The organism is Alsobacter sp., from assembly GCF_059501845.1.
This window is the reverse complement of record NZ_JCACDK010000001.1, coordinates 121,873-143,419: the sequence shown is the minus strand read 5'-3', so window position 1 is coordinate 143,419 and position 21,547 is coordinate 121,873. Positions and strand designations below refer to the sequence as shown.

Sequence of the window (21,547 nt, the reverse complement as noted above, 5' to 3'; positions counted from 1 at the left end):
TAGGTTGTAGCGGGGACCCGTCATATGGAAGACGGAGGTGGCCACTCCCCTTGGTCCCGAGTGCAGCCTGCTTGTCGTGCAATTGGCTGCGTTAAGAGGTAGCTGCTGGCTTCTTGAGGAAGGCGATAAGCTCCAGCTGCTCAGAAGTCGGATTGAACAAGTGGCTGGACAGCACCAACCAAAGCAACTCCGACATCTCCCAGAAATCGGCTCGTGAGAAGGCATTGAAATCTGTCTTGGTGAAATCCTGGGACGTGCTCTGAAGGTGTATGTGGTTTCGAAGCTTCCGCATTTTCGCGAGCTTCTGATACAGCCCAGAGTCGTTGAAGACACGCTTGCTTTCCACTTTCTTGGCCATTTGGTCAAACGTCATCTGCTCAAAAACCGGCTCTGGCAGCACCCGAAGCATATGGGTGTGTATGATGATCTTGTCGCCCCCGTGCTCGAACGGGTTACCCTTAGACACCTTGATCAACTCCAAGTCAGTTGTTCTAGCCCACCCCCTAGATTTAACGACATAGTAGAAAACGGCTTCGAGGATGCCGCAGCAAACTATGATGAAGTCTTTCACGAGTAGCGCATCGATCGTGAAGTGGTGGTCGTACTTGCGGTAATACGTAGACAGAAACTCTACATACTGCAGGCTGTAGCTGATGTTGGACGCGATGTTCATAGGTCGTGGGACGCTCGTGGAGCGATGGTCAACGAGGCGGCACACCAGCCCACGGTAGCTGTCGACGTTGCAAGGTCTGAACTCGGAGGGCTTCTCTGACATGGCGATTCTCGACGAGCGATCGAGAACGATAGCGCCAACGCAGCCAGTCAGAAATCGCGGGCTACGCTCAGGTTTTTATGCGCGGCATCAGCAACCGCTTCCGGCGCAGCCCTGACACTCCAGCGTCATGGTCTACACGAGCGTGGAAGCGCGCCAAAGCTTTGATGAACGCAAGCTGCTGGTCACGGGTCAGGGCGCTAGGCGTAATCGGCGTTCCAGAACGATCTTTGGTCACGGCGAGGCTCCAGTTTGAGGGAGCCGGAAAAGAACACTTGGGAGTGCCTTTCAGGTTACAAGAACCGCTACCGTAAATCGGAAATTCGTAAGTTATTTCAGATACTTATCGCAAAATGGTAGCGGAGGAGGGACTCGAACCCCCGACACAAGGATTATGATTCCTCTGCTCTAACCAGCTGAGCTACTCCGCCCCGGTGCCTTGCGGCTGGCTTTGCGGGGTTCGGTCGGTGCACCCCCGCTGGGCGGTGCGGATATAGGCTGGGGCCGTGGCGGGTGTCAAGGAAGGGTCCGGGAGCATGGGGTAACATGCGCGCGGCTTTTCCGAAGCTTGCGCGCGGGTTGTCGAACCCGTTGCGTGCGGCCTGACGGGACCTCTTGCGCAGGCGCGCCGCGGGAGCGCTGAGGCGGCGCGGGCCGGGGCCGAGGCCACCGCGGTAGAGCCTCTGGGGACGCGCACAAGAGCTGGGCCGGGGAGCATGATGTGGAGGCACGGCTCGGGGCCACGGAGCTGTCGCTCAGCTCGGAGGCGCGGGCGGGAGCCCGGCTCGGGGGACATGGCCGGGAGCACGGCTCGGCGGCATGCCGGGTTTCGCCGCGACGCGACTGCCGGTCGTCCACACGGAAGGGCGCTGGGTGCCGCGCTGGCTCAACCTGGGCGATTGACAGGACACGGTTGCACCGCCAACGAGAGGAAGGCGCGGCTGGCCGCGCGGTGGCGCCGGACGCATTCCCGCGCAAGATGTGCGCGGTCGGGGCCGCGCGAACGGGGCAAGACGCTGGTGGACCTTCCTCTCGATTCCGCACGCCTGGCCTCGGTCTTCACCCAGGCGGCGTCGCCGGCCTTCTTTCTGGGCGCGGTCACGGGGCTGGTGTCCATCCTCACGTCGCGCCTCAACGGGGTCATGGCGGCGCTGGAGGACAACAAGGCGCCGGACAAGGCGAGCCGCCATGCCTTGCGCAGGCGCGCCCGCCGGCTGCACAGGGCGATCAACCTGGCGCTCGCGTCGGGCATGTGCACGGCCCTGCTGCTAGCGCTGGCCTTCACCGGCGCGTTCTTCCACTTCGACCACATTTACGGCGCGGCGCTGCTGTTCCTCGCCGCCAACGGCTTCGTCGCGGCGGCGCTGGTCGAGTTCTACCGCGAGGTGCGGGTGGGCCTCGCCGAGGTCGACCGGCTGGTTCCTCCCGGTGAGGGCTGAGGCCTTACTGCGCCCTCACGGGCGCCGGGCGTGACGCGGGGCGATACAGGCCGTCGAGACGTGCCAGCCGCACCAGCGTGAAGAGCGAGAAGGGTGCCAGGCTGCGCCGCTCCACCAGGCGCACGCAGGGGCTCGCATCGGACCAGTCGCCGATGATCGACCACGGGAATTCAGGGCGCCAGCCCAGCCGCTCGGCACGCCGGCCCATCCAGGCCTCGACCGCGGCCCGGGGTCCCTCCTCCGCGCCGATGTGGTTCACCAGCACGATCTCGCCGCCGGGCCTCGTCACGCGGGCAAGCTCGTCCAGCGTCGCCCACGGATCGGGAACGACCGTCATCACATAAGGCGCCAGCGCCGCCGCAAAGGCCCCGTCGGCGAAGGCCAGATGCTGCGCGTCCATCACCGCGAGCCCCTGCACGCCGGTCAGGCGCTCGCGCGCCACGCGCTCGGCGGCACGCTGCAGCATGGGTTCGGAGAGATCGACGCCCACGACGGGAACGGAATGGCTGAAGCGTGGCAGCTCGAGGCCGGTGCCCACGCCCACGTCGAGGACGGCTCCGCCGATGCGGCGCGCCGCCCGCTCGGCCGCCTGCACGCCCGCCGCACGGCCCGGCGCCAGCGCTGCGGTAAAGACGAGGTCGTAGACCGGCGCCCAGCGCTCATAGGCCCGCACGACGGCCTGGTTGTCGAGGGTCTCGGGCATGGTCAGGATCCGACGGCGAGGGCCACGCTGCCGCCCTGCGCCGCGAGTTCGGCTCGCCCGGTCCCGGCCACGATGGACCCGCCGCCGAGCACCCGCGCGCCCGGTCCCGCATCGGCGTAGAGCACGCAGGCCTGCCCGGGCGAAACGCCGTATTCTCCGGTCAGCAGTTCCACCTCGGCCTCGCCAGCTGCAAGGCGCAGCAGGGCGGGCTGCGGCGGCCGCGTCGAGCGCACGCGCACGGCCACCTCGACGCCTTCGGCGGGCAGGGTCGAGAGCGGCGCGTCGCCGAGCCAGTTGAGGTCGCGCAACTGCACCCTCTGCGTCGCCAGTGCCTCGCGCGGCCCCACCATCACGCGTGCGCCCTGCGCGTCGAGCCGCACCACGTAGAGCGGTTCTCCCGTGGACAGGCCGAGCCCGCGTCGCTGGCCCACCGTGTAGTGCAGCACGCCGGGGTGGCGGCCGAGCACGCGCCCGTCGACGTGCACGATGTCTCCCGGCCGCGCCGCATCGGGCTTCAGCCGCTCGATCACCTCGGCGTAGCGGCCGCTGGGCACGAAGCAGATGTCCTGGCTGTCGTGCTTGTCGGCCACCGCCAGGCCGAGGTCGCGGGCGATGGAACGCACCTCGCTCTTCGGCATCCCGCCCAGCGGAAAGCGCAGCAGGTCGAGCTGCTCGGGGGTGGTGGCGTAGAGGAAATAGCTCTGGTCGCGCTCGGCATCATGCGCGCGGTAGAGCGCCCGTCCGCCACCGGGGGCGGGACGGCTGACGACGTAGTGCCCGGTGGCCAGCGCCGAGGCGCCGAGCTCGCGGGCGGTGTCGAGCAGGTCGCGGAACTTGATTTGCCGGTTGCACTCGATGCACGGCACCGGCGTCTCGCCGGACAGATAGCTGTCGACGAAGCGCTCGATCACCGCGTCGCGGAAGCGCGTTTCGTAGTCCAGCACGTAGTGCGGGATGGCGAGCGCCTCGGCCACGCGGCGGGCGTCGTGGATGTCCTGGCCCGCGCAGCAGGATCCGGCCCGGTGCACGGCCGCTCCGTGATCGTAGAGCTGCAGGGTGACGCCGACCACGTCGAAGCCCTCGCGCGCCAGCAGCGCGGCGACCACGGAGCTGTCGACGCCGCCCGACATCGCAACGACCACGCGGTGGTCCTGCGGCCGTCCAGGAAGGTCGAGGCTGTTCGTCATGGTCGTACGCCTGGATGTCACGCGGGGGACAGTGTCGATCACCGGGGTCTTCCTCTTTACTCCGATGCGGCCGGACGTGCCACCGGCACCGCGGTGCCTGCCCGCGCTCTCGGCCCGGACCGGGCAGATTCTGCCGCTCACGGCAGATTCCCACCTCTCCCCCGCTGCAGAGAGATGGGCGGAAAGCGAGGAAAATCAAGGGAAAGAGGCGACGTTTGGTGCTGGCGCGGTGCTTGCAGCCGGAAGGCCCGAGAGAGTGAGCACCATGGCGTCCGCAGTCCAGAATAGCACCACCGTCCCGCTTCCCGAGGCCTCCCTGCGCCCGTCACAGGCTCGCGGCACGGGCCGGCGGGACGAGTTCGGCGCCCGCCTCGACGAGGCCGCGAGCGCGCAGGATCGTGTCCGGGAGCCTTCGCGTCCGGTCAGCCGACAGGCAGGGCCCCGCGACGTGGAGCGCCAGCGGCCCGACCGCGCGGCTCGCGCCGACACAAGCGATGAGACGAGGCAGCCGGTCCGGGAACCGGATCGCAGTGACGCTGGGGCCAACAGGGCGGCGCAGGCCGACAGGCCCTCCCCGCCTTCCCGCCAGGCCCGCACCGGCCGGAACGACGCAGCCCGGCAGCAGCATGACGGCGACGATGACCAGGATCTGACGGTCCGCCCGGCCGACAGGTCGATATCGGCGCCAGCGCCGGACACGCTGCCCACCGCTCCTCCCGAGGGAACCGAGGTGAACGCGGTGACCCCGGCTGAAGCGAATGGCGCCAAGGAGGCGGGTAAGACCGGCAAGGACGAGCAGGATGCTGCCTCGCCTTCGGCCGACCCCGCGCTGGCAGCCCTCATGGCCGCCCTCGGCGATGCCGTGCCGGCGGAGCCCGCTCCGCCTGTCGCGACGGCACCTGCGCCGGCGGCAGTGGCCTTGCTGCAGCCCGTTCCGGCGCAGCCGGTGGAGACCCAGCCGGCAGCGCAGACCGCCGCGCAGGATGATGTCGCCGCACTCGCTGTGGCCGGCACGGCAGGCGCAAGAGGGAGCTTTTCTTCGTCGCCCCGGACCGGCGCCGCCCGCCAGCAGAGCCCCGACCAGCCCGTCGTTTCCTCATCTGACGCGGCAGACGAGAGCAATGGGACGGATTCACCGGCGCCGGCCCAAGGAGGATTTGAGGCCGGAAAGGCGCAGCAGAAGGACGCGTCCGCCAGGGACGGGGCCGTGCTCCCCGACATGCGGCTGCCCGGCGGAGCGGGCAAGGGCGAGCCGGGCACGCCGCCGACGGCGGCTCAGGCCGGGGCCCTCACCGCCCCGCAACCCGCTCCGCCGGCAGCGCCTGCCACGGACGTCGCGACAGCTGGCGCCACGGCCGCAGAGCCCCCTAAGGGGGACACCGAAGCCGGCAAGGATGGCGCGGCTCGCACCGGCCGGGCCGGTGAGACAAAGGCTGCCGGCGAGGTCCCGGGCAGCGACAAGGCATCGTCCCCCCTCGGCGTTCAGCGCGAGCTCCAGATCACCACTTTCAGCCTCGACCCGGCCTCCGCCGGGCAGGGCCCGATGCACGCTGCCGGGCTCCACCGCGACACGCAGGCGGCATCGCAGCTTCCTGCACCTGGCGGCCAGCCGGCTGCGCAGACGCCGGCCGTGCCGGTGCAGGCCGTTCCGATCGAGATCGGCATGCGCGTCCTCGAGGGGGCGCAGCAGTTCACCGTGCGCCTGCATCCCGAGGATCTCGGGCGTGTGGACGTGCGCATCGGCGTCGACGACGACGGCAAGGTCACCGCTCAGCTCGTCGTCGACAAGGTCGAGACGCTCGCCATGCTGCAGCGCGATTCCCGCACCCTGGAGCGGGCCTTCGACCAGGCCGGCCTGAAGACCTCCGAAGGCAGCCTGCAGTTCACGCTCAATAACGGCGCCGGCCAGCAGCAGGCATGGTCCGGCGGCGAAGAGCGGCGGCAGCAGCAGACGAATGTCCCGAACGCGGCAACGAAGATTGAACCGCCCGAGGATTTGATGGCGGCGATCCGCCGCGTTCAGGCGGGGCCGGGTGGCCTCGACATCCGGATCTGAGAGGAGCAGCAGCCATGGCCACCGTCTCCGGCACCGGCTCGTCGGCGAGCACCGCGACCTCGCAGTCGAAAACCGTGAGCGACAGTAAGTCGATCGCCAACAATTTCGACCAGTTCCTGCTGCTGCTCACGACGCAGCTGAAGAACCAGAACCCGCTCGACCCGATGGACACCAACCAGTTCACCTCGCAGCTGGTGCAGTTCGCCTCGGTCGAACAGCTCATCAAGTCCAACACCACGCTCGGCGACCTGCTCAGCGCGACCAAGGCGGCCAACGCCTCGGCGGCCGCGAACTTCGTCGGCATGACGGTGACGGCCGACGGCGCCGCAGCGCCGTTCAACGGGACGTCGGGCACCTGGAACCTCAACGCCCCGCGCGCGTCCACCGCGACCGTCACGGTGAAGAACAGTTCGGGCGAGACGGTCTGGACCGAGCAGCGCAGCCTGACGGCGGGTGACCAGACCTTCACATGGGATGGGCGCACGACCGCCGGCGCGAAGGCCGCATCGGGCACCTACACAATCGGCGTGACGGCAACCGACATCAGCGGCAAGGGCGTCAACGTCTCCACCATGATCAACGGCCTCGTGGACGCGGTGGACATCACGGATGCCGGCACGGTGCTGAAGATCGGCGACATCTCGGTTCCGATGGACAAGGTAAAGTCCGTCCGCCGCTCTGCAGCCTGACACAACCCGAGATGGCGGGAATGAGAAATTCGGCGATTCGCTTAGGCAATTCTTAAGCGGAACCGCCCTATCGTTCACCGTGATTTTGGTCAGTCGAGTGTGTGTGAGCGTACAATGACCGAACCCTATCGACCGAGGGTGAAATACGTGATCGGCCCGGACGGCAGTCCTTTGACGATCGCCGACCTGCCGCCATCCAATACCCGGCGCTGGGTCATCCGGCGGAAGGCCGAGGTGGTTGCAGCGGTCCGTGGCGGGCTTCTAAGCCTCGAAGAGGCCTGCAGCCGCTACACTCTGACCGTCGAGGAGTTCCTGTCCTGGCAGGCCTCGATCGACCAGCACGGCCTTGCCGGCCTGCGCACCACGCGGATCCAGCAGTACCGTCACTGACGGTCCTCCGCCCCCGAAAGTTTTGCGGCGCCGGCCCCCTGGGCCGGCGTTCGCGTTTCGGCATGGCTAACGGGATCCGGCCAATGCGAATGACGCGCGAGAGCGGGTGTGAACCCGAAAAGGCGCAACCTGTGGCATCGGATTGCAACGAAATCCGCTGCCCGGACCGGACTTTAACCGTTCGCTAACCCTGTACCGGGCAAATTTTGCCGCGTCCGTCACTGCCCCTCGGCAGCGGCGCGCAGGGCATGGGGACCGCGTTGAACGGCGTCACCGACTTCCTGACCAGGCTCGGACCCGGCCGCATCGCGGCGATGGGCGCCGTGACTCTGGCCCTGGTGGGGTTCTTCGCCTTCATGATCATGCGGGCGTCGCAGCCCAATTACGGCGTCATGTACACGGACCTGCAGCCCGAGGACGCAACGGCGATCGCCAAGGAACTCGATACGCGCGGCGTCGCCTACGAGCTTCGGGCGGAAGGCAGGGCCATCGCCGTGCCGAAGGCCGACATTCCCCGGCTGCGGATGGAACTCGCGTCCAAGGGCATTCCGAGCGGCGGCAGCGTCGGCTACGAGATCTTCGACAAGGGCGACGCCTTCTCGGCCACGAGCTTCGTGCAGGGCGTGAACGCACTTCGGGCGCTCGAGGGCGAGCTGTCGCGCACCATCCGCTCGATCTCCAAGGTGCAGAACGCCCGGGTGCACCTGGTGATGCCCGAGCGCAAGCTCTTCGAGCGCGATCGTCAGCAGGCCCGCGCCTCCATCGCGCTGAAGGTGACGGGCGACCTGGACCAACAGCAGGTCAGCGCCATTCGCCATCTCGTCGCCTCGGCCGTGGAAGGGCTGAAGCCGGAGAACATCTCCATCGTCGACGAGCGCGGCAGGCTGCTGGCCAATGGCGGGGAAGGCGACAACCCCCTTGCCCTTCAGCTGGACGAGAAGCAGGTCGGCTTCGAGCGCCGCCTGAAAGGCCGCATCGAGGAGATCGTCGCCAGCGTCGTCGGCGAGGGCCGCACGCGGGTCGAGGTCTCGGCCGAGTTCGACCACAACCGGATCCAGCAGACGACGGAATCCTTCGATCCCGAAAGCCGGGTCGTGCGCTCCACCCAGACCCGCAACGAGAGTGCGCAGACGACCGACAGCAAGGGCGACAGCGTCAGCGTCGGCAACGAACTGCCGGGCGCTCCCGGCACGGGCCAGAACAACTCCCCCGTCCAGAAGGATGCCTCCAACAAGACCGAGGAGACCGTCAACTACGAGATGACCAAGACGACCAAGACCGAGATGATGGACGGCGGCCGCCTGAAGCGCGTGTCCGTCGCCGTGCTCGTCGACGGCGTCTATCAGCAGGATGGCACCAACCCGCCCACCTACACGCCGCGCCAGCAGGAGGAACTCGACCGCATCGGAGCGCTCGTCCGCTCCGCCATGGGCTACGACCAGAAGCGCGGAGACCAGGTGGAGGTTGTGAACCTCCGTTTCGCCGAGCTGCCCACCGCGGTCGACGGCTCGGCTGCATCGTCCGGCTTCCTCGCCATGTTCACGCCGACCAAGGACGACGTGATGAAGGGCATCGAGCTCTTCGTGCTCGCCCTCATGACGCTCGTCGTGACGCTGGTCGTCGTCCGCCCGCTGGTGAAGACCATTCTCGCCCCCTTCGCCCCGAACATCGCCGCCGCGGCGCGCGCCGCCGCAGGCGGGGGCGACCAATCCGGGGGCAGCGATGCCGCTGCAGCAGCCCCCAACAACGGCGCGCTCCCGCCCCACATCGCCGCCGCGCTCGCCGACGAATCGGCGACGGGACGGATGATGGACATCGCCCGCGTCAACGGGCAGGTGCAGGCCAAGTCGATCGAGCGCATCGGCTCGATGGTCAAGGAGAACACCGCCGGCACCGTCACCATTCTAAGGCAGTGGATCCATGAAGGATCGTGATTTCCAGAACGGAGAGATCGATGCCGCCGAGCGTACAGCGACGGTTCAGCGGACCCGAGCGCGCAGCCATCGTGCTGCTGGCTTTGGGGGAAGAGCACGGCAAGGAGGTATGGGAGCGGCTGGACGACGAGGAGGTCAGGACGATCTCCTCGGCCATGGCGCATCTCGGCGTGGTCGACTCGGAGCAGGTGGAAACCCTGATCGTCGACTTTGCCGGCAAGATGGGCGCCGGCTCGGTCACGGGCGACATGGAGAACACCCGCATGCTGCTGTCGCGCCTGCTGCCGGAGCAGCGGGTGTCGCAGATCATGGAGGAGATCGGCACCAAGTCCGACCGCAGCACGTGGCAGAGGCTCTCGCAGCTGCACGAGTCGGTGGTGGCCAACTACCTGAAGTCGGAGCTGCCGCAGACCTCCGCGCTGATCCTCGGCAGGCTCTCCTCGCAGCAGGCCGCCAAGGTCCTCGGTCTGCTGCCACGCCAGCAGTCGGCGGAACTGCTCGACCGCATGCTCACGGCCAGCAACGTCGCCCGCCCCGTGATGGAGCGGATCGAGGACACGCTGAGGCAGGAGTTCGTCACGAACGCGCTGCGCGAGACGCCGCTGGACGCGTTCGGGAAGGTGGTGGACATCGTCAACCAGCTCGACCGCAGCGTGGAGGCGGCGCTGCTGACGGATCTCGGGCGGGTGAACACTCCGGCCGCGGAGAAGATCAAGGCGCTGCTCTTCACGTTCGACGACCTGGTCAGGCTGGATGCCGGCGCCATTCAGCTCGTCATCTCGCGCACCGACCGCACCGTGCTGGCCAAGGCCCTCAAGGGATCACCGGAGGCGGTGCGGCGGCGCTTCACGTCGCGAATGGCCAGCAAGCAGCAGCGGCTTCTGGAGGAAGAAATGACCTCGCTTGGACCGTTGCGCCTGCGCGAAGTGGACGAGGCACAGGGGGCCGTTGTCAAAATTGCCAAGGCTCTCGACAAGGATGGGCTGATCGCCATCCCGCACGGCAAGCTCGAAGACGATCTGGTGTACTGAAATGACCATCAAGGCCACGAAGTTCGCCTTCGACGAAGAATTCACGTCCGACCGCCGGACCACCTCGTTCGGACGACGCTCGGCCGACCTCGAACGGCTGAAGCAGGCCGAGGAGGAGGGCTTTGCCCGCGGCCTGATCGAGGGCCGGCGGGATACCGAGGACGAAGCCGCGATGCGCATGGCGGTCGCGATCGAGGCGCTGGCGGCACAGTCGGCGGAGATCCTCGCGAGGCTCGACGGGGAGCGCGCGCACTTCGAGACCGAGGCGGCAGAGCTTGCCATGGCCTTCGCCCGCAAGCTCGCCGGCGAGGCCGTCGCGAGGGAGCCCCTGGCGGCGCTGGAAGCAGCCGCCGCAGAGTGCTTCCGGCAGCTCTCCGCCGCGCCGCACCTCGTGGCGCGCGTCCCGTCCGACCTGGTCGATCGCGTTAAGGCTGTCCTGGACCGGCAAGCCCATGAGCGCGGCTTCGAGGGACGCCTCGTCATCCTCGGCGAGCCCGACATGGCGGTGGGGGACTTCCAGCTGGAATGGGCGGACGGGGGACTTGCCCGTGACGCCCGCGCGCTCGATCGCCAGGTGAGCGAGGCGATCGCGCGCCATATCGGCCCGCCTGCGGGCGGGCTGACAGGAAGGGATTGAGACGATGGCCGGCCCCGACGACATACCGCTCCCCAACCTGAAGGGCGGTGGCGCCTCCGACCTCGACCTCGGCTTCTCCGACGACGGTAGCCGCGCGGTGGCCGGCAGCGAGGCCCCAGCCGGCAAGGTGGCGCAGGACCTCGAGCACGTGTTCGACGTGCCCGTGAACGTGTCGGCCGTCCTCGGCCGCACACGGATGGAGATCGGCGACTTGCTGCGCCTTGCCCCCGGCGCCGTGCTCGAGCTCGACCGGCGCGTCGGCGAAGCGATCGACATCTTCGTGAACGACCGTCTCGTTGCCCGCGGCGAGGTGGTTCTCGTCGAGGACCGCCTGGGCGTGACCATGACCGAAATCATCAAGGCCGACCGCTGACACGGGAGACTGAACCATGCGCCTGTTGATCGTCGGCACAATGAGGGGCCAGCTCATCCTCGCCACCAAGATGGCGGTGGATCGCGGCGCCAGCGTGGTCAACGCCGAGAGCGTCGAGCAGGCGCTTGCCGTGATGCGCAGCAAGGGCGCCGACCTCGTCATGATCGACGTGGCGCTTTCGGTGAAGGACCTCGTCGAGGCGCTGGAAGCCGAGCGCATCCGCACGCCGGTCGTCGCCTGCGGCACCGGCAGCGATGCCGGCGCGCCGGTCGCGGCCATCCGGGCCGGAGCCCGCGAATATATCCCCCTCCCCCCGGATCCCGAACTGATCGCCGCCGTCATCGAGGCGGTCTCGCGCGACAGCCGCGCCTTCGTGTTCCGCGACGAGGCCATGGCACGCGTTGTGCGGCTGGCCGAGCAGATCGCCCGATCCGAAGCCTCCATCCTCGTTACCGGCGAGAGCGGCAGCGGCAAGGAGGTGGTCGCCCGCTTCGTGCACCAGAAGTCGAACCGCAGGGACAAGCCCTTCGTCTCGGTGAACTGCGCGGCGATCCCCGACAATCTGCTGGAATCGGAACTCTTCGGCCACGAGAAGGGAGCGTTCACCGGCGCGGTGGCCCGGCGCATCGGCAAGTTCGAGGAAGCCTCCGGCGGCACTCTGCTGCTCGACGAGATTTCCGAGATGGACATCCGCCTGCAGGCCAAGCTGCTGCGGGCGCTGCAGGAGCGGGTGATCGACCGCGTCGGCGGCGGCAAGCCGGTGCCGGTGGATCTGCGCATCATCGCGACGTCCAATCGCAACCTCGCCGACGAGGTCCGCAACGGCACATTCCGCGAGGACCTGCTGTACCGCCTGAACGTCGTCCACCTGAAGATCCCGCCCTTGCGGGAGCGCACGCAGGACATCCTGGAGCTGGCGGGCCACTTCGCGCGCAAATACGCAGACGCCAACGGGCTGCCGATGCGGCCGATTTCCGCCGACGCCCGCCGCGCGCTGCTCGCCAATCCGTGGCGGGGCAATGTCCGCGAACTGGAGAACACAATGCACCGCGCCGTCCTTCTCGCCAGCGGCGACGAGATCGGCACGGAGGCCCTGATGACGCCGGAGGGCGACGCCCTCAGTGGCATGTCCCGCGACGAGGCGCGCCGAGCCGCGGAAACCGCCGAGGCCACGACGCGGGCCCTCGTCGGGCGCACTGTGGCTGAGGTCGAGCGCGAGCTGATCCTCGACACCCTTGACCATTGCCTCGGCAACCGTACGCACGCCGCCAAGATCCTCGGCATCTCGATCCGGACGCTGCGCAACAAGCTGAACGAGTATTCCGCCGAGGGCGTGCCCATCCCGCCGCCCGGCGAGGCGCGCGTGGTGGGGCTGTAGTTCAGGGAGGACCCGCGCGTCTTCAGCCGCGCTGATGGGCTCAGAACTGCGGGTCTGAAGACCCGCGCTCCGAATGCAGGCGCCCGCTCACCTACAAGCTGCGGCCTCGATACCGCCAACAAAAAAGCCCCGCTTCGCGCGGGGCTCTTGTCGTGTTGCTCGGGACCTGTCCGTTCAGGCGGGGATGCGTTCCTCGCCGTCGTTGGGCTCGCGCAGCACGTAGCCGCGGCCCCATACGGTCTCGATGTAGTTCTTGCCCTGCGAGGCGTTGGCGAGCTTCTTGCGGAGCTTGCAGATGAAGACGTCGATGATCTTCAGCTCCGGCTCGTCCATTCCGCCGTAGAGATGGTTCAGGAACATTTCCTTGGTCAGCGTGGTGCCCTTGCGCAGGCTGAGGAGCTCCAGCATCTGGTACTCCTTGCCCGTCAGATGCACGCGCTGGCCACCGACCTCGACGGTCTTCTGGTCGAGGTTCACGACCAGGTCGCCGGTGGTGATCACCGACTGGGCGTGACCCTTCGAGCGGCGCACGATGGCGTGGATGCGGGCGACCAGCTCGTCCTTGTGGAACGGCTTGGTCAGGTAGTCGTCGGCTCCGAAGCCGAGGCCCCGCACCTTGTCCTCGATCCCGGCGAGGCCGGAGAGGATCAGGATCGGTGTCTTGACCTTCGCCACGCGCAGGCTGCGCAGCACCTCGTACCCGGACATGTCGGGGAGGTTCAGGTCGAGAAGAATGATGTCGTAATCGTACAGCTTCCCGAGATCGATGCCTTCCTCTCCGAGATCCGTCGTATAGACGTTGAAGTTCTCGGACTTCAGCATGAGCTCGATGCTCTGCGCGGTTGCGCTGTCATCTTCAATGAGCAATACGCGCATTTCAGGTCTCCACGCTCGCCCTATCGTCCTCGACATCCGCCGGGACGACCCGGCTGAGGCCTCGGGACACCCCCGCGGCTGCCCTATTCACTCCGACTCGCAAGCTAGCCCACACTGGTTAACAAAACCTGATTCTGCTTCGCAAGAGAGGATGGGTAGATTCTTTGCGAATCGCCGTAATCTCTTCTCGCAGAACGATTTTCAGCGGACTCACCAGCTCATGTTTCGAGTGAAGAAACAAACCTAACCGACTCTCCCGACTCGCAGCTTGCCCCGTTCAGGGATCAGGTCCACGAGCAGACGTGACGGCTGGTGCAGTGTTAACCGACCGGGTAAAGAAATGGTTACGCTGGGTGCAGAAATATGAACGACACAACCCTGACGCGAATCCTCGGGCTTCGAACGGAGGTCGGCTCCATCGAAGACACCGCCGTATGGGGCCGCGTGGCCAGCGTGCGCGGCCTCATGATCGAGGTGGCCGGACCGCTCTGGGCCATGCATGTCGGCGGCATCATCGACATCGAGGTGACGCCGCAGCGCTCGGTGCGCTGCGAAGTGGTGGGTTTCTCGGGTGAACGCGCCCTGGTCATGCCGTTCGGTGTCGTCGAGGGGCTGCGCAGGGGTTGCAAGGCTGTCGTGCAATCCGCGCCGGGCGGTGTCCGTCCGACCCGCGGCTGGCTCGGCCGCGTCGTCAACGCGCTGGGCGAGCCCGTGGACGGGCTCGGCCCCCTGCCCGTCGGCCCCGACCTCGTCGCCTTCCGCAACGACCCGCCGCCGGCCCATGCACGCCGCCGCGTCGGCGAGCCCATGGACCTCGGCGTGCGCGTCCTCAACACGTTCGTAACCTGCTGCCGGGGCCAGCGCGTCGGCATCTTCGCCGGCTCGGGCGTCGGCAAGTCGGTTCTGCTGTCGATGATGGCCCGCAACGCCGCGAGCGACGTCGCCGTGATCGGCCTCGTCGGCGAGCGCGGCCGCGAGGTTCAGGAGTTCCTGCAGGAGGATCTCGGCGCCGAGGGCCTCGCACGGTCCATCGTCGTCGTCGCGACCTCCGACGAACCCGCCCTCATGCGCCGGCAGGCGGCCTATCTCACTTTGGCGCTCTCGGAATATTTCCGCGACCAGGGTTCGCAGGTGCTGTGCATGATGGACAGCGTCACCCGCTTCGCCATGGCCCAGCGCGAGATTGGGCTGGCGGCCGGCGAGCCGCCGACCACCAAGGGTTACACGCCCACCGTTTTCACGGAACTGCCCCGCCTGCTGGAGCGCGCAGGACCCGGCACGGGCGACGGCGCCATCACCGGGGTCTTCACCGTGCTCGTCGACGGCGACGACCACAACGAGCCCGTCGCGGACGCGGTGCGCGGCATCCTGGACGGCCACATCGTGATGGAGCGCGCCATCGCGGAGCGCGGCCGCTACCCGGCGGTGAACGTCCTGAAGTCGGTGTCGCGCACCATGCCGCGTTCCTGCGACCCGGAGTACTGGCCGGTGGTGCAGCGCGCCAAGCAGGTGATGGCCACCTATTCCGACATGGAGGAACTGATCCGGCTGGGCGCCTACAGGGCCGGATCGTCGGCCGAAGTGGACGAGGCGATCACGCTTCATCCGGTACTCGAGGACTTCCTCCGTCAAGGTAAGGAAGAGTCAACCTCAATCGGTCATGGTTATCACCGTCTCGCGGAGATCCTGGCCTCCCCATGATCAGGCCCTCCGCCCAACGTCCCTCCGGTCGCTAGACCGGACGAGCAGGTGTGAGTAGGCCCATGAAGTCGCGCGATACGATTCTGCGTCTGAAGCGCTTCCAGGTCGACGAGAAGCGGCGTCGTGTGGCGCAGATCGAAATGATGATCGCCGATTTCGAGCGGATGGCGACCGAACTCGACCGAGAGATCCAGTTGGAGGAGCAGCGGGCCGGCATCTCGGACAAGGCGCACTTCGCCTACCCGACCTATGCCCGTGCCGCCATGCAGCGCAAGGAGAACCTCGTGCGCTCGGCGGACGACCTCCGCGCCCAGCTCAACGACGCCCGCGGCGAGCTCGAGGAGGCATTCGAGGAACTGAAGAAATTCGAGATCCTCGACGACCGCGAGCATGCGCGTGACCGCGCCACCGAGGCAGTGCGCGACCAGGCCGAACTCGACCGGGTGGCGCTCAGCATGCGGTCGAGCTTCGCCCGCGCCTGATCCGTACAGGCTCCGCTTCGAGATGACGGCGGCGCTCGCAAATTCTAGGCTTCGATGACCGGGATGTCCGGGCGCGTGCCCCGCGGCACCGCGCCGGTGAGGCGCGGATCGTCGGCCACCTCGACGGAGCGTCCACAGGGGCGAAAGCCGCAGTGGCGATAGAACCCGAGCGCCCTGGGATCATCGAGGTCGCAGGTGTGCAGCCAGAAGCGGCGCACGCCCGAGCCGAAGCCGCGACGGATCGCCTCGCCCATCAGCCAGCCGCCAGCCCCCTGCCCCGTCGCGTCCGCGACGAGCCCGAACATCGCGACCTCGACCTCGCCATCGGCCTCACGGCTGCGATCGAGCTCGAACAGGCCCATGTCCCGCCCGTCCCGTGCTGCTATCCAAGCCTCGCGCGCCGGGTCGTCAAGGGCCGCGGCCAGCCGCTCGCGCGGGATCGCAAGACGCGAGAACCACATCCATTTCTCCCCGATCGCCCGGTACACGGCCAGATAGCGATCGAGGCCCGCGCCGGAGACCTGTGTAACGCTCCAACCCGCCGGGGCCTCACGCAGGCGGGCCGGGCGATCCAGCATCTCGAGCTCCGTCACCACGGTCACGATCTTGCCGGGCGGAACGGGGGTATAGCCATCCTGAAGGGGCTGGCGGTCGAGCGAGTAGAACATCGGGTCTCCGGAGGCGAGAACGGTCGCGGCTGGTCGATGGTGGCGCGTTTCGGTCAGGCGCGCCATGCGGTAGCGTCCGGAGCCGTCCCGGGCTTGCGGTCCCGGCCCGGCTGGTGCAGTGATGCCGGGCTCCCTGACGACCTCCCCGGACCCTGCCGCCTCACATGAAGAAGATCATGGACTACGTCTGGCCGGTGATCGGCCTCGCGGCGGTGGCGTTTTCCGGCTGGCTGCTGTGGAAGGAACTCCGGGGCCTTTCGGCGGCCGACGTGGTCGCCGCCCTTGCGGCCATACCCCTGCACCGCTGGGTGATGGCCGTCGCCGGTACGCTCGTCGCCTATGGCGCGCTCGCCTGGTACGACCGCATTGCCCTGCTGCATCTCGGGCGCAAGCTGTCGTGGACCTTCATCTCGATGGTCTCGTTCACCACCTACGCCCTCTCCCACAACATCGGTGCCTCGGTCTTTTCCGGCGCCATGGTGCGCTACCGGGCCTACAGCACGAAGGGACTGAGCGCGGCCGAGATCGGCGTCCTCGTCGCGCTGTGCTCCTTCACCTTCGGGCTCGGAACGGTGCTGCTGCTCGGCCTGATCCTGGTCGGCGAACCCGAGCTGATGCAGCGCCTCTTCGACATCCCGGTGCTCTGGGCCCGGCTGGCAGGCGTTGCCATGCTCGCGCTGGTGAGCCTCTACGTGCTGGGATCCTGGCTGAACTTCCGGCCCCTCACCATCGGCTCGTTCCACATCTACTACCCGCGCCTGCCGGTGGTGTTCCGGCAGCTCTTCGCCGCGCCGCTGGAGCTTCTTGGCGCGGCGGCCATCATCTATTTCGCCCTGCCCGAGCAGGGGAACCCGGGCTTCTGGATCGTGCTCGGCATCTTCCTGCTGTCGTTTTCGGCAGCCCTGCTGTCGCATGCGCCGGGCGGGCTGGGGGTGCTGGAATACGTCTTCGTCAAGGCGATGCCCGACGTGCCGCGCGCCGACGTGGTGGCCGCGCTCCTGGTGTTCCGGCTGCTCTATTTGCTGATCCCTCTCGTCTTCGCCTGTTTCGTCGTGGTGGTGTTCGAGCGCTCCCGCCTCGCCCGCCGGGGCGAAGCCACTCCCGAAGCCTGATCGCCCCGTGAAGGCGCTGCGCCGCCTGCGCTTCGGCCTCGCCACGCTGACAGGCGCCGCCAGGCGCGGCTTCTTCATCCCCTATCGTTATGCCGGCACGGTACGGCCCGCCGCCTACCCCGCGCTGGAGCCGCTCTTCGAGGCGGCAAGGCCGGCGATGGAGGAGGTCCTGGCCGCCATCGATGGTTGTGCCGGTGCACTCGAAACGATCGCCGCCGGACAGGGCCTCCCGGCCCGCTTCGACCAGGACTGGTTCCCCCGCCTCGACGCCGCCGCCGCCTATGCCATCGTCGCAACGCGGGCGCCCTCGCGCATCGTGGAGGTTGGTTCGGGCCACTCGACCCGCTTCATGGCCAGGGCCGTCACGGATCGCGGCCTGCCGACGCGCATCACGTGCATCGACCCGGCGCCGCGCGCCGTCATCTCGACACTCGGTGTCACGCATGTCCCGCGCGTGATGAGCGAGGCCGACCTTCCCCTGTTCGCGGAGCTCGACGCGGGCGACATCCTCTTCATCGATTCCAGCCATGTCGCCATGCCCGGCACCGACGTCGACCGCCTGGTTCTGGACGTCCTGCCCCGGCTGAAGGCCGGCGTCCTCGTCCACATCCACGACATCCTGCTGCCCGACCCCTACCCCCCGGAATGGGAGTGGCGCGGCTACAACGAGCAGACCGTCGCCGGCGCCCTCCTGCTGGGCGGCGGCTTCGAAATCCTCTTCGCCAGCCACTGGGCGGCGACGCGCATGACGAACCGCGTCAACGCTGGACCCGCGGGCCGCATCCCGCTCGTCCCCGGCGCGCTGGAGACGAGCCTCTGGCTCAGGAAAGTTTCCTGAGGAGGGTCAGCGGGCGTCCGATGCCATCAAGCTGTGTCATCCCAGCCGAAGCGCAGCGGAGAGCCGGGATCCAGGATCACTGTCCGTAACGGTCCTGGATGCCGGATCTGCGTCGCAGCTTTCCGCTTATGGCGTGCACGGGATGACGCGCGCTCTCAATCGGAGGCCAACGGCCCCTACAGGCTCCCCACCGTCTTCAGCCGCACCCTCGGGTGGATCTCCGCCTGGGACAGCACCGGCGTCTCGCGGCGGAAGCGCTCGATGATGGAGCGGGCGAACGGGCGGACCTGGGCGGAGGTGACCAGGACGGGTATCTCGCCGGCGCGGGCGGCATCCTCGAAGCGGTCGCGGACGAGGTTGACGAACTCGGCCAGGCGCGAGGGCTGCATGGCAAGGTGGCGCTCGTCGCCACTGCCGATGATCGATTCAGCGAAAACGGTCTCCCAGGTCGGAGACAGCGTGATGATGGGCAGCTGGCCGTTCGGCGCCGTGTATTGCGCACAAATCTGGCGGGAGATGCGCTGGCGGACGATCTCGACGATCTCGCGAGCGTTGCGGGTGGAGTTCACGGCGTCGGCGATGCCTTCGAGGATGGTGCCGAGGTCGCGGATCGAGACCCGCTCGGCCAGCAGCAGCTGCAGGACGCGCTGCACGCCGGTCATCGGGACCTGGGAGGGCACGAGGTCCTTGACGAGGTCGGCGTGCTCCTTGGGCAGTTCCTTGATCAGCTTTTGCAGCTCCACGTAGGAGAGCAGCTCGCCGACATTCGCCTTCAGGATCTCGGTGAGGTGGGTCGAGATCACGGTCGCTGCGTCGACCACGGTGTAGCCGCGCACCTGCGCCTCGTCGCGCAGCGAGGCGTCCACCCAGGTGGCGGGCAGGCCGAAGGTCGGCTCGATCGTGTGCTGGCCCGGCAGCTGGATCATGCCGCCCATCGGGTCGATGGCCATGAACTGGCCGGGGAACACCTGCCCCTGCCCTGCATCCACTTCCTTGACCTTGATGACGTAGTTGTTGGCCTCCAGCTGCACGTTGTCGAGGATGCGCACCGAGGGCATCACGAAGCCCATCTCGGTGGCGAGCGTGCGCCGCAGCGCCTTGATCTGCTCGGTCAGGCGGTCGCTGCCATCGGGACTGTTGACCAGAGGCAGCAGCGCGTAGCCGATCTCGATCTTGAGCTCGTCCATCTTCAGGACGTCGCTCATCTTTTCCTCGCGTGCCGCCTCCGTCGTCTCGGCCGAGGTGCGGGCCGCCGTCGCGGCGTCGTCGATCACCTTCGTCTGCAGACGGGAGGTATGGCGCGCCAGCAGCGCGGCACCGATGGCCAGGCCCAGGAAGGGCAGCATCGGAATGCCTGGCAGGAGCGCGATGAGCGCCATCACGGCAGCTGACATGCCGAGCGCCTTCGGCATGTTGGCAAGCTGCTTGGACAGGGCCTTCGCCGCGGAACCGGAGACACCGGCCTTCGACACGAGCAGGCCGGCCGCGGTCGAGACGATCAGCGCCGGGATCTGCGAGACGAGGCCGTCGCCGACGGTGAGCAGCGTGTAGGTCTGCGCCGCGGTGGAGAAGCTGACACCGTGCTGGGCGACGCCGATGATGATGCCGGCCACCACGTTGATGAATGTGATCAGCAACCCCGCGATGGCGTCGCCGCGCACGAATTTCGACGCGCCGTCCATGGCGCCGAAGAAGCTGGACTCGTCCTCCAGGTCCTTGCGGCGCTTGCGGGCCGTGGCCTCGTCGATCAGGCCGGCGGAGAGATCGGCGTCGATCGCCATCTGCTTGCCCGGCATGGCGTCGAGGGTGAACCTCGCCGCCACCTCGGCGATACGGCCCGAGCCCTTGGTGATAACGACAAAGTTCACCACCAGCAGGATGCCGAAGACGACGAGGCCGATGACGTAGTTGCCGCCCATCATGAATTGGCCGAAGGCCTCGATGACGTGGCCGGCGGCGCCAGTCCCCGTATGCCCCTCCGACAGGATGAGGCGGGTCGAGGCGAGGTTCAGCGCCAGGCGCAGCATCGTTGCGATGAGCAGCACCGTGGGGAAGGCGGAAAACTCGAGCGGCTCCTCGATGAACAGCGCCGTCATCAGGATGAGGACGGAGAAGATGATCGAGACCGCGAGGAAGAGGTCCAGCAGGAACGGCGGCAGCGGGACGAGCAGCACCACCAGGATGCCGAGCACGCCGATGGCGAGTGCGATGTCGGGACGGCGCAGCGTGCGCGCGAGACCGCCCAGGCCGCCGCTCAGGCCGCCACCGATGCCAGCCATGCGCTCGGCTGCGCCCGTCCCCACGGCCCCTGTCTGCGCGGTGGTGATGTCGCTCATGCCGGACGCGTTCCATGCGGCGCAATGCGCCACCCCGGCAATTTCTGCCGGGCTCATGGTTAGCGGCGGGTTAAGATATCAGGCGCGCAGGGCCATGCGCTCCGAATGGGCGGTGGAGAAGAGGGACATCCCCGGCCGCACGTAGAAGCCACGCATGCCCGGCGCCGGAGCAAGGGCCGGACCGAGCCCGATCAGCGTCTCCGACATGCCCAGCATTACGACGCCGTCGTCGTCGAGCACGTCGACGATCCGCGCCATCATCGCCACCCTCGCCGCCGATTCGACCGACGGAAGCACGTTGCGGAACAGGACGAGGTCGAAGGAACCCTGCTCGCCGCCATGCAGCACATTGCCCTGCCGCACGGTGACAGCCGTGCGCAGCTGGGAGGAGACCTCCCAGGTATCGTCGTCGACACGCTGCATGTGGGTCAGGATGCGATTGATGGAAAGCCCGCGCTGCACGTCCATCTGCCCGTAGCGCCCGAGCGAGGCCTGCGCCACGGCGCGCCGGGAGAGATCCGTGCCGTGAATGTCGACGGCAAAGCCCGCGAAGATCGAGCTCTGCTCCTGCACGAGCATGGCGACGGAGTAGATTTCCTGCCCACTGCCGGTCCCGGCGCACCAGATCCGCAGGCGCCGCCTGGCGGCGCGCGCCGCTGCAAGGGTGGGCAGCACCGTGGTGGCGAGGCGCTCGAACATCGCCGGGTCGCGAAAGAACGACGTTTCGTCCGGCAGCAGAGCCTCGACAAGGCGGGCAGCGGCCTCGCCGTTCTCGTCCGCCCTCGCGCGAAGCACGACCTCGTCTTCCCCGGAGAGGCCTTCCGCCCTCGCCAGCGCCGTGAGCTTCGACTCCACGTAGAGCTTCTTCTCCGGCAGCACCAGAAGGCCCGCGCGATACTGCGCGAGCGCCTGGACGAAGGAGAAGTCCGCTGCGTTCACGGCACA

General features: G+C 67.8%; 20 protein-coding genes and 1 tRNA gene. 13 read left to right on the top strand and 8 right to left on the bottom strand.

Annotated elements, in window-relative coordinates; genetic code table 11:
• Positions 1-91: 91 nt before the first annotated feature.
• Both AC5JCN_RS00675 and AC5JCN_RS00670 read right to left on the bottom strand, forming a co-directional pair.
• Positions 92-775, bottom strand: coding sequence for a hypothetical protein (locus AC5JCN_RS00675; protein ID WP_495753073.1), 684 nt, complete (start codon positions 773-775; stop codon positions 92-94).
• A 351-nt stretch (positions 776-1,126) separates the two neighbouring features.
• A tRNA-Met gene (locus AC5JCN_RS00670) sits at positions 1,127-1,203 on the bottom strand.
• Between the two features lie 588 nt (positions 1,204-1,791).
• Between AC5JCN_RS00670 and AC5JCN_RS00665 the strand changes: the two genes are divergently transcribed.
• Entirely contained in the window at positions 1,792-2,211 is a 420-nt protein-coding gene (locus tag AC5JCN_RS00665; protein ID WP_495753072.1) for a DUF2721 domain-containing protein, read from the top strand.
• A 4-nt stretch (positions 2,212-2,215) separates the two neighbouring features.
• On the opposite strand, the gene AC5JCN_RS00660 is transcribed toward AC5JCN_RS00665, so the two are convergent.
• Positions 2,216-2,914, bottom strand: a complete 699-nt coding sequence (locus tag AC5JCN_RS00660; RefSeq protein WP_495753071.1) for a class I SAM-dependent methyltransferase — start codon at positions 2,912-2,914, stop codon at positions 2,216-2,218.
• A gap of 2 nt (positions 2,915-2,916) precedes the next feature.
• Positions 2,917-4,101, bottom strand: coding sequence for a tRNA 2-thiouridine(34) synthase MnmA (mnmA, locus tag AC5JCN_RS00655; protein ID WP_495753720.1), 1,185 nt, complete (start codon positions 4,099-4,101; stop codon positions 2,917-2,919).
• Between the two features lie 265 nt (positions 4,102-4,366).
• Between mnmA and AC5JCN_RS00650 the strand changes: the two genes are divergently transcribed.
• From AC5JCN_RS00650 to flbD, 8 genes are all read left to right on the top strand, one after another.
• Complete coding sequence (locus AC5JCN_RS00650; RefSeq protein WP_495753070.1) at positions 4,367-6,157, top strand: flagellar hook-length control protein FliK; 1,791 nt, start codon at positions 4,367-4,369, stop codon at positions 6,155-6,157.
• 14 nt (positions 6,158-6,171) lie between these two features.
• The gene (locus tag AC5JCN_RS00645; RefSeq protein ID WP_495753069.1) at positions 6,172-6,846 is read left to right on the top strand and encodes a flagellar hook capping FlgD N-terminal domain-containing protein; all 675 of its coding nucleotides are present in this window, start codon (positions 6,172-6,174) and stop codon (positions 6,844-6,846) included.
• A 114-nt stretch (positions 6,847-6,960) separates the two neighbouring features.
• Positions 6,961-7,236, top strand: coding sequence for a CtrA inhibitor SciP (gene sciP / locus AC5JCN_RS00640; RefSeq protein WP_482753050.1), 276 nt, complete (start codon positions 6,961-6,963; stop codon positions 7,234-7,236).
• A gap of 260 nt (positions 7,237-7,496) precedes the next feature.
• A complete protein-coding gene (gene fliF / locus AC5JCN_RS00635; protein ID WP_495753068.1) occupies positions 7,497-9,170 on the top strand; it encodes a flagellar basal-body MS-ring/collar protein FliF in 1,674 nt (557 codons plus the stop codon).
• Positions 9,171-9,190: 20 nt separating this feature from the next.
• Complete coding sequence (locus tag AC5JCN_RS00630; protein ID WP_495753067.1) at positions 9,191-10,201, top strand: flagellar motor switch protein FliG; 1,011 nt, start codon at positions 9,191-9,193, stop codon at positions 10,199-10,201.
• Between the two features lies 1 nt (position 10,202).
• Positions 10,203-10,838 (top strand): FliH/SctL family protein, encoded by a 636-nt coding sequence (locus AC5JCN_RS00625; RefSeq protein WP_495753066.1) that lies wholly within the window; start codon positions 10,203-10,205, stop codon positions 10,836-10,838.
• Positions 10,839-10,842: 4 nt separating this feature from the next.
• Positions 10,843-11,211: a flagellar motor switch protein FliN gene (gene fliN, locus AC5JCN_RS00620; RefSeq protein ID WP_495753065.1), complete on the top strand. Its 369-nt coding sequence runs from the start codon at positions 10,843-10,845 to the stop codon at positions 11,209-11,211.
• Positions 11,212-11,227: 16 nt separating this feature from the next.
• Complete coding sequence (gene flbD / locus AC5JCN_RS00615) at positions 11,228-12,589, top strand: sigma-54-dependent transcriptional regulator FlbD (RefSeq protein ID WP_495753064.1); 1,362 nt, start codon at positions 11,228-11,230, stop codon at positions 12,587-12,589.
• Positions 12,590-12,763: 174 nt separating this feature from the next.
• Here flbD and ctrA read toward each other — a convergent pair whose 3' ends face one another.
• The gene (ctrA, locus tag AC5JCN_RS00610) at positions 12,764-13,465 is read right to left on the bottom strand and encodes a response regulator transcription factor CtrA (RefSeq protein ID WP_495753063.1); all 702 of its coding nucleotides are present in this window, start codon (positions 13,463-13,465) and stop codon (positions 12,764-12,766) included.
• A 363-nt stretch (positions 13,466-13,828) separates the two neighbouring features.
• On the opposite strand from ctrA, the gene fliI reads away from it, so the two are divergent.
• Together fliI and fliJ are read left to right on the top strand one after the other, a co-directional pair.
• Complete coding sequence (fliI, locus tag AC5JCN_RS00605) at positions 13,829-15,166, top strand: flagellar protein export ATPase FliI (RefSeq protein WP_495753062.1); 1,338 nt, start codon at positions 13,829-13,831, stop codon at positions 15,164-15,166.
• Positions 15,167-15,228: 62 nt separating this feature from the next.
• Positions 15,229-15,648 (top strand): flagellar export protein FliJ, encoded by a 420-nt coding sequence (gene fliJ, locus AC5JCN_RS00600; protein ID WP_495753061.1) that lies wholly within the window; start codon positions 15,229-15,231, stop codon positions 15,646-15,648.
• A gap of 44 nt (positions 15,649-15,692) precedes the next feature.
• Here the strand turns inward: fliJ and AC5JCN_RS00595 are convergent, their stop codons facing one another.
• Positions 15,693-16,382 carry a GNAT family N-acetyltransferase gene (locus tag AC5JCN_RS00595; protein ID WP_495753060.1) on the bottom strand — a complete coding sequence of 230 codons (690 nt, stop codon included), beginning with the start codon at positions 16,380-16,382 and terminating at the stop codon, positions 15,693-15,695.
• Between the two features lie 98 nt (positions 16,383-16,480).
• Between AC5JCN_RS00595 and AC5JCN_RS00590 the strand changes: the two genes are divergently transcribed.
• Entirely contained in the window at positions 16,481-17,428 is a 948-nt protein-coding gene (locus tag AC5JCN_RS00590; RefSeq protein ID WP_495753059.1) for a lysylphosphatidylglycerol synthase transmembrane domain-containing protein, read from the top strand.
• Positions 17,429-17,435: 7 nt separating this feature from the next.
• Positions 17,436-18,266 carry a class I SAM-dependent methyltransferase gene (locus AC5JCN_RS00585; protein WP_495753058.1) on the top strand — a complete coding sequence of 277 codons (831 nt, stop codon included), beginning with the start codon at positions 17,436-17,438 and terminating at the stop codon, positions 18,264-18,266.
• A gap of 176 nt (positions 18,267-18,442) precedes the next feature.
• Here AC5JCN_RS00585 and flhA read toward each other — a convergent pair whose 3' ends face one another.
• Both flhA and AC5JCN_RS00575 read right to left on the bottom strand, forming a co-directional pair.
• Entirely contained in the window at positions 18,443-20,545 is a 2,103-nt protein-coding gene (gene flhA, locus AC5JCN_RS00580; RefSeq protein WP_495753719.1) for a flagellar biosynthesis protein FlhA, read from the bottom strand.
• A 135-nt stretch (positions 20,546-20,680) separates the two neighbouring features.
• On the bottom strand, positions 20,681-21,541 hold the full coding sequence (locus tag AC5JCN_RS00575) for a CheR family methyltransferase (protein ID WP_495753057.1): 861 nt from the start codon (positions 21,539-21,541) through the stop codon (positions 20,681-20,683).
• Positions 21,542-21,547: the final 6 nt, after the last annotated feature.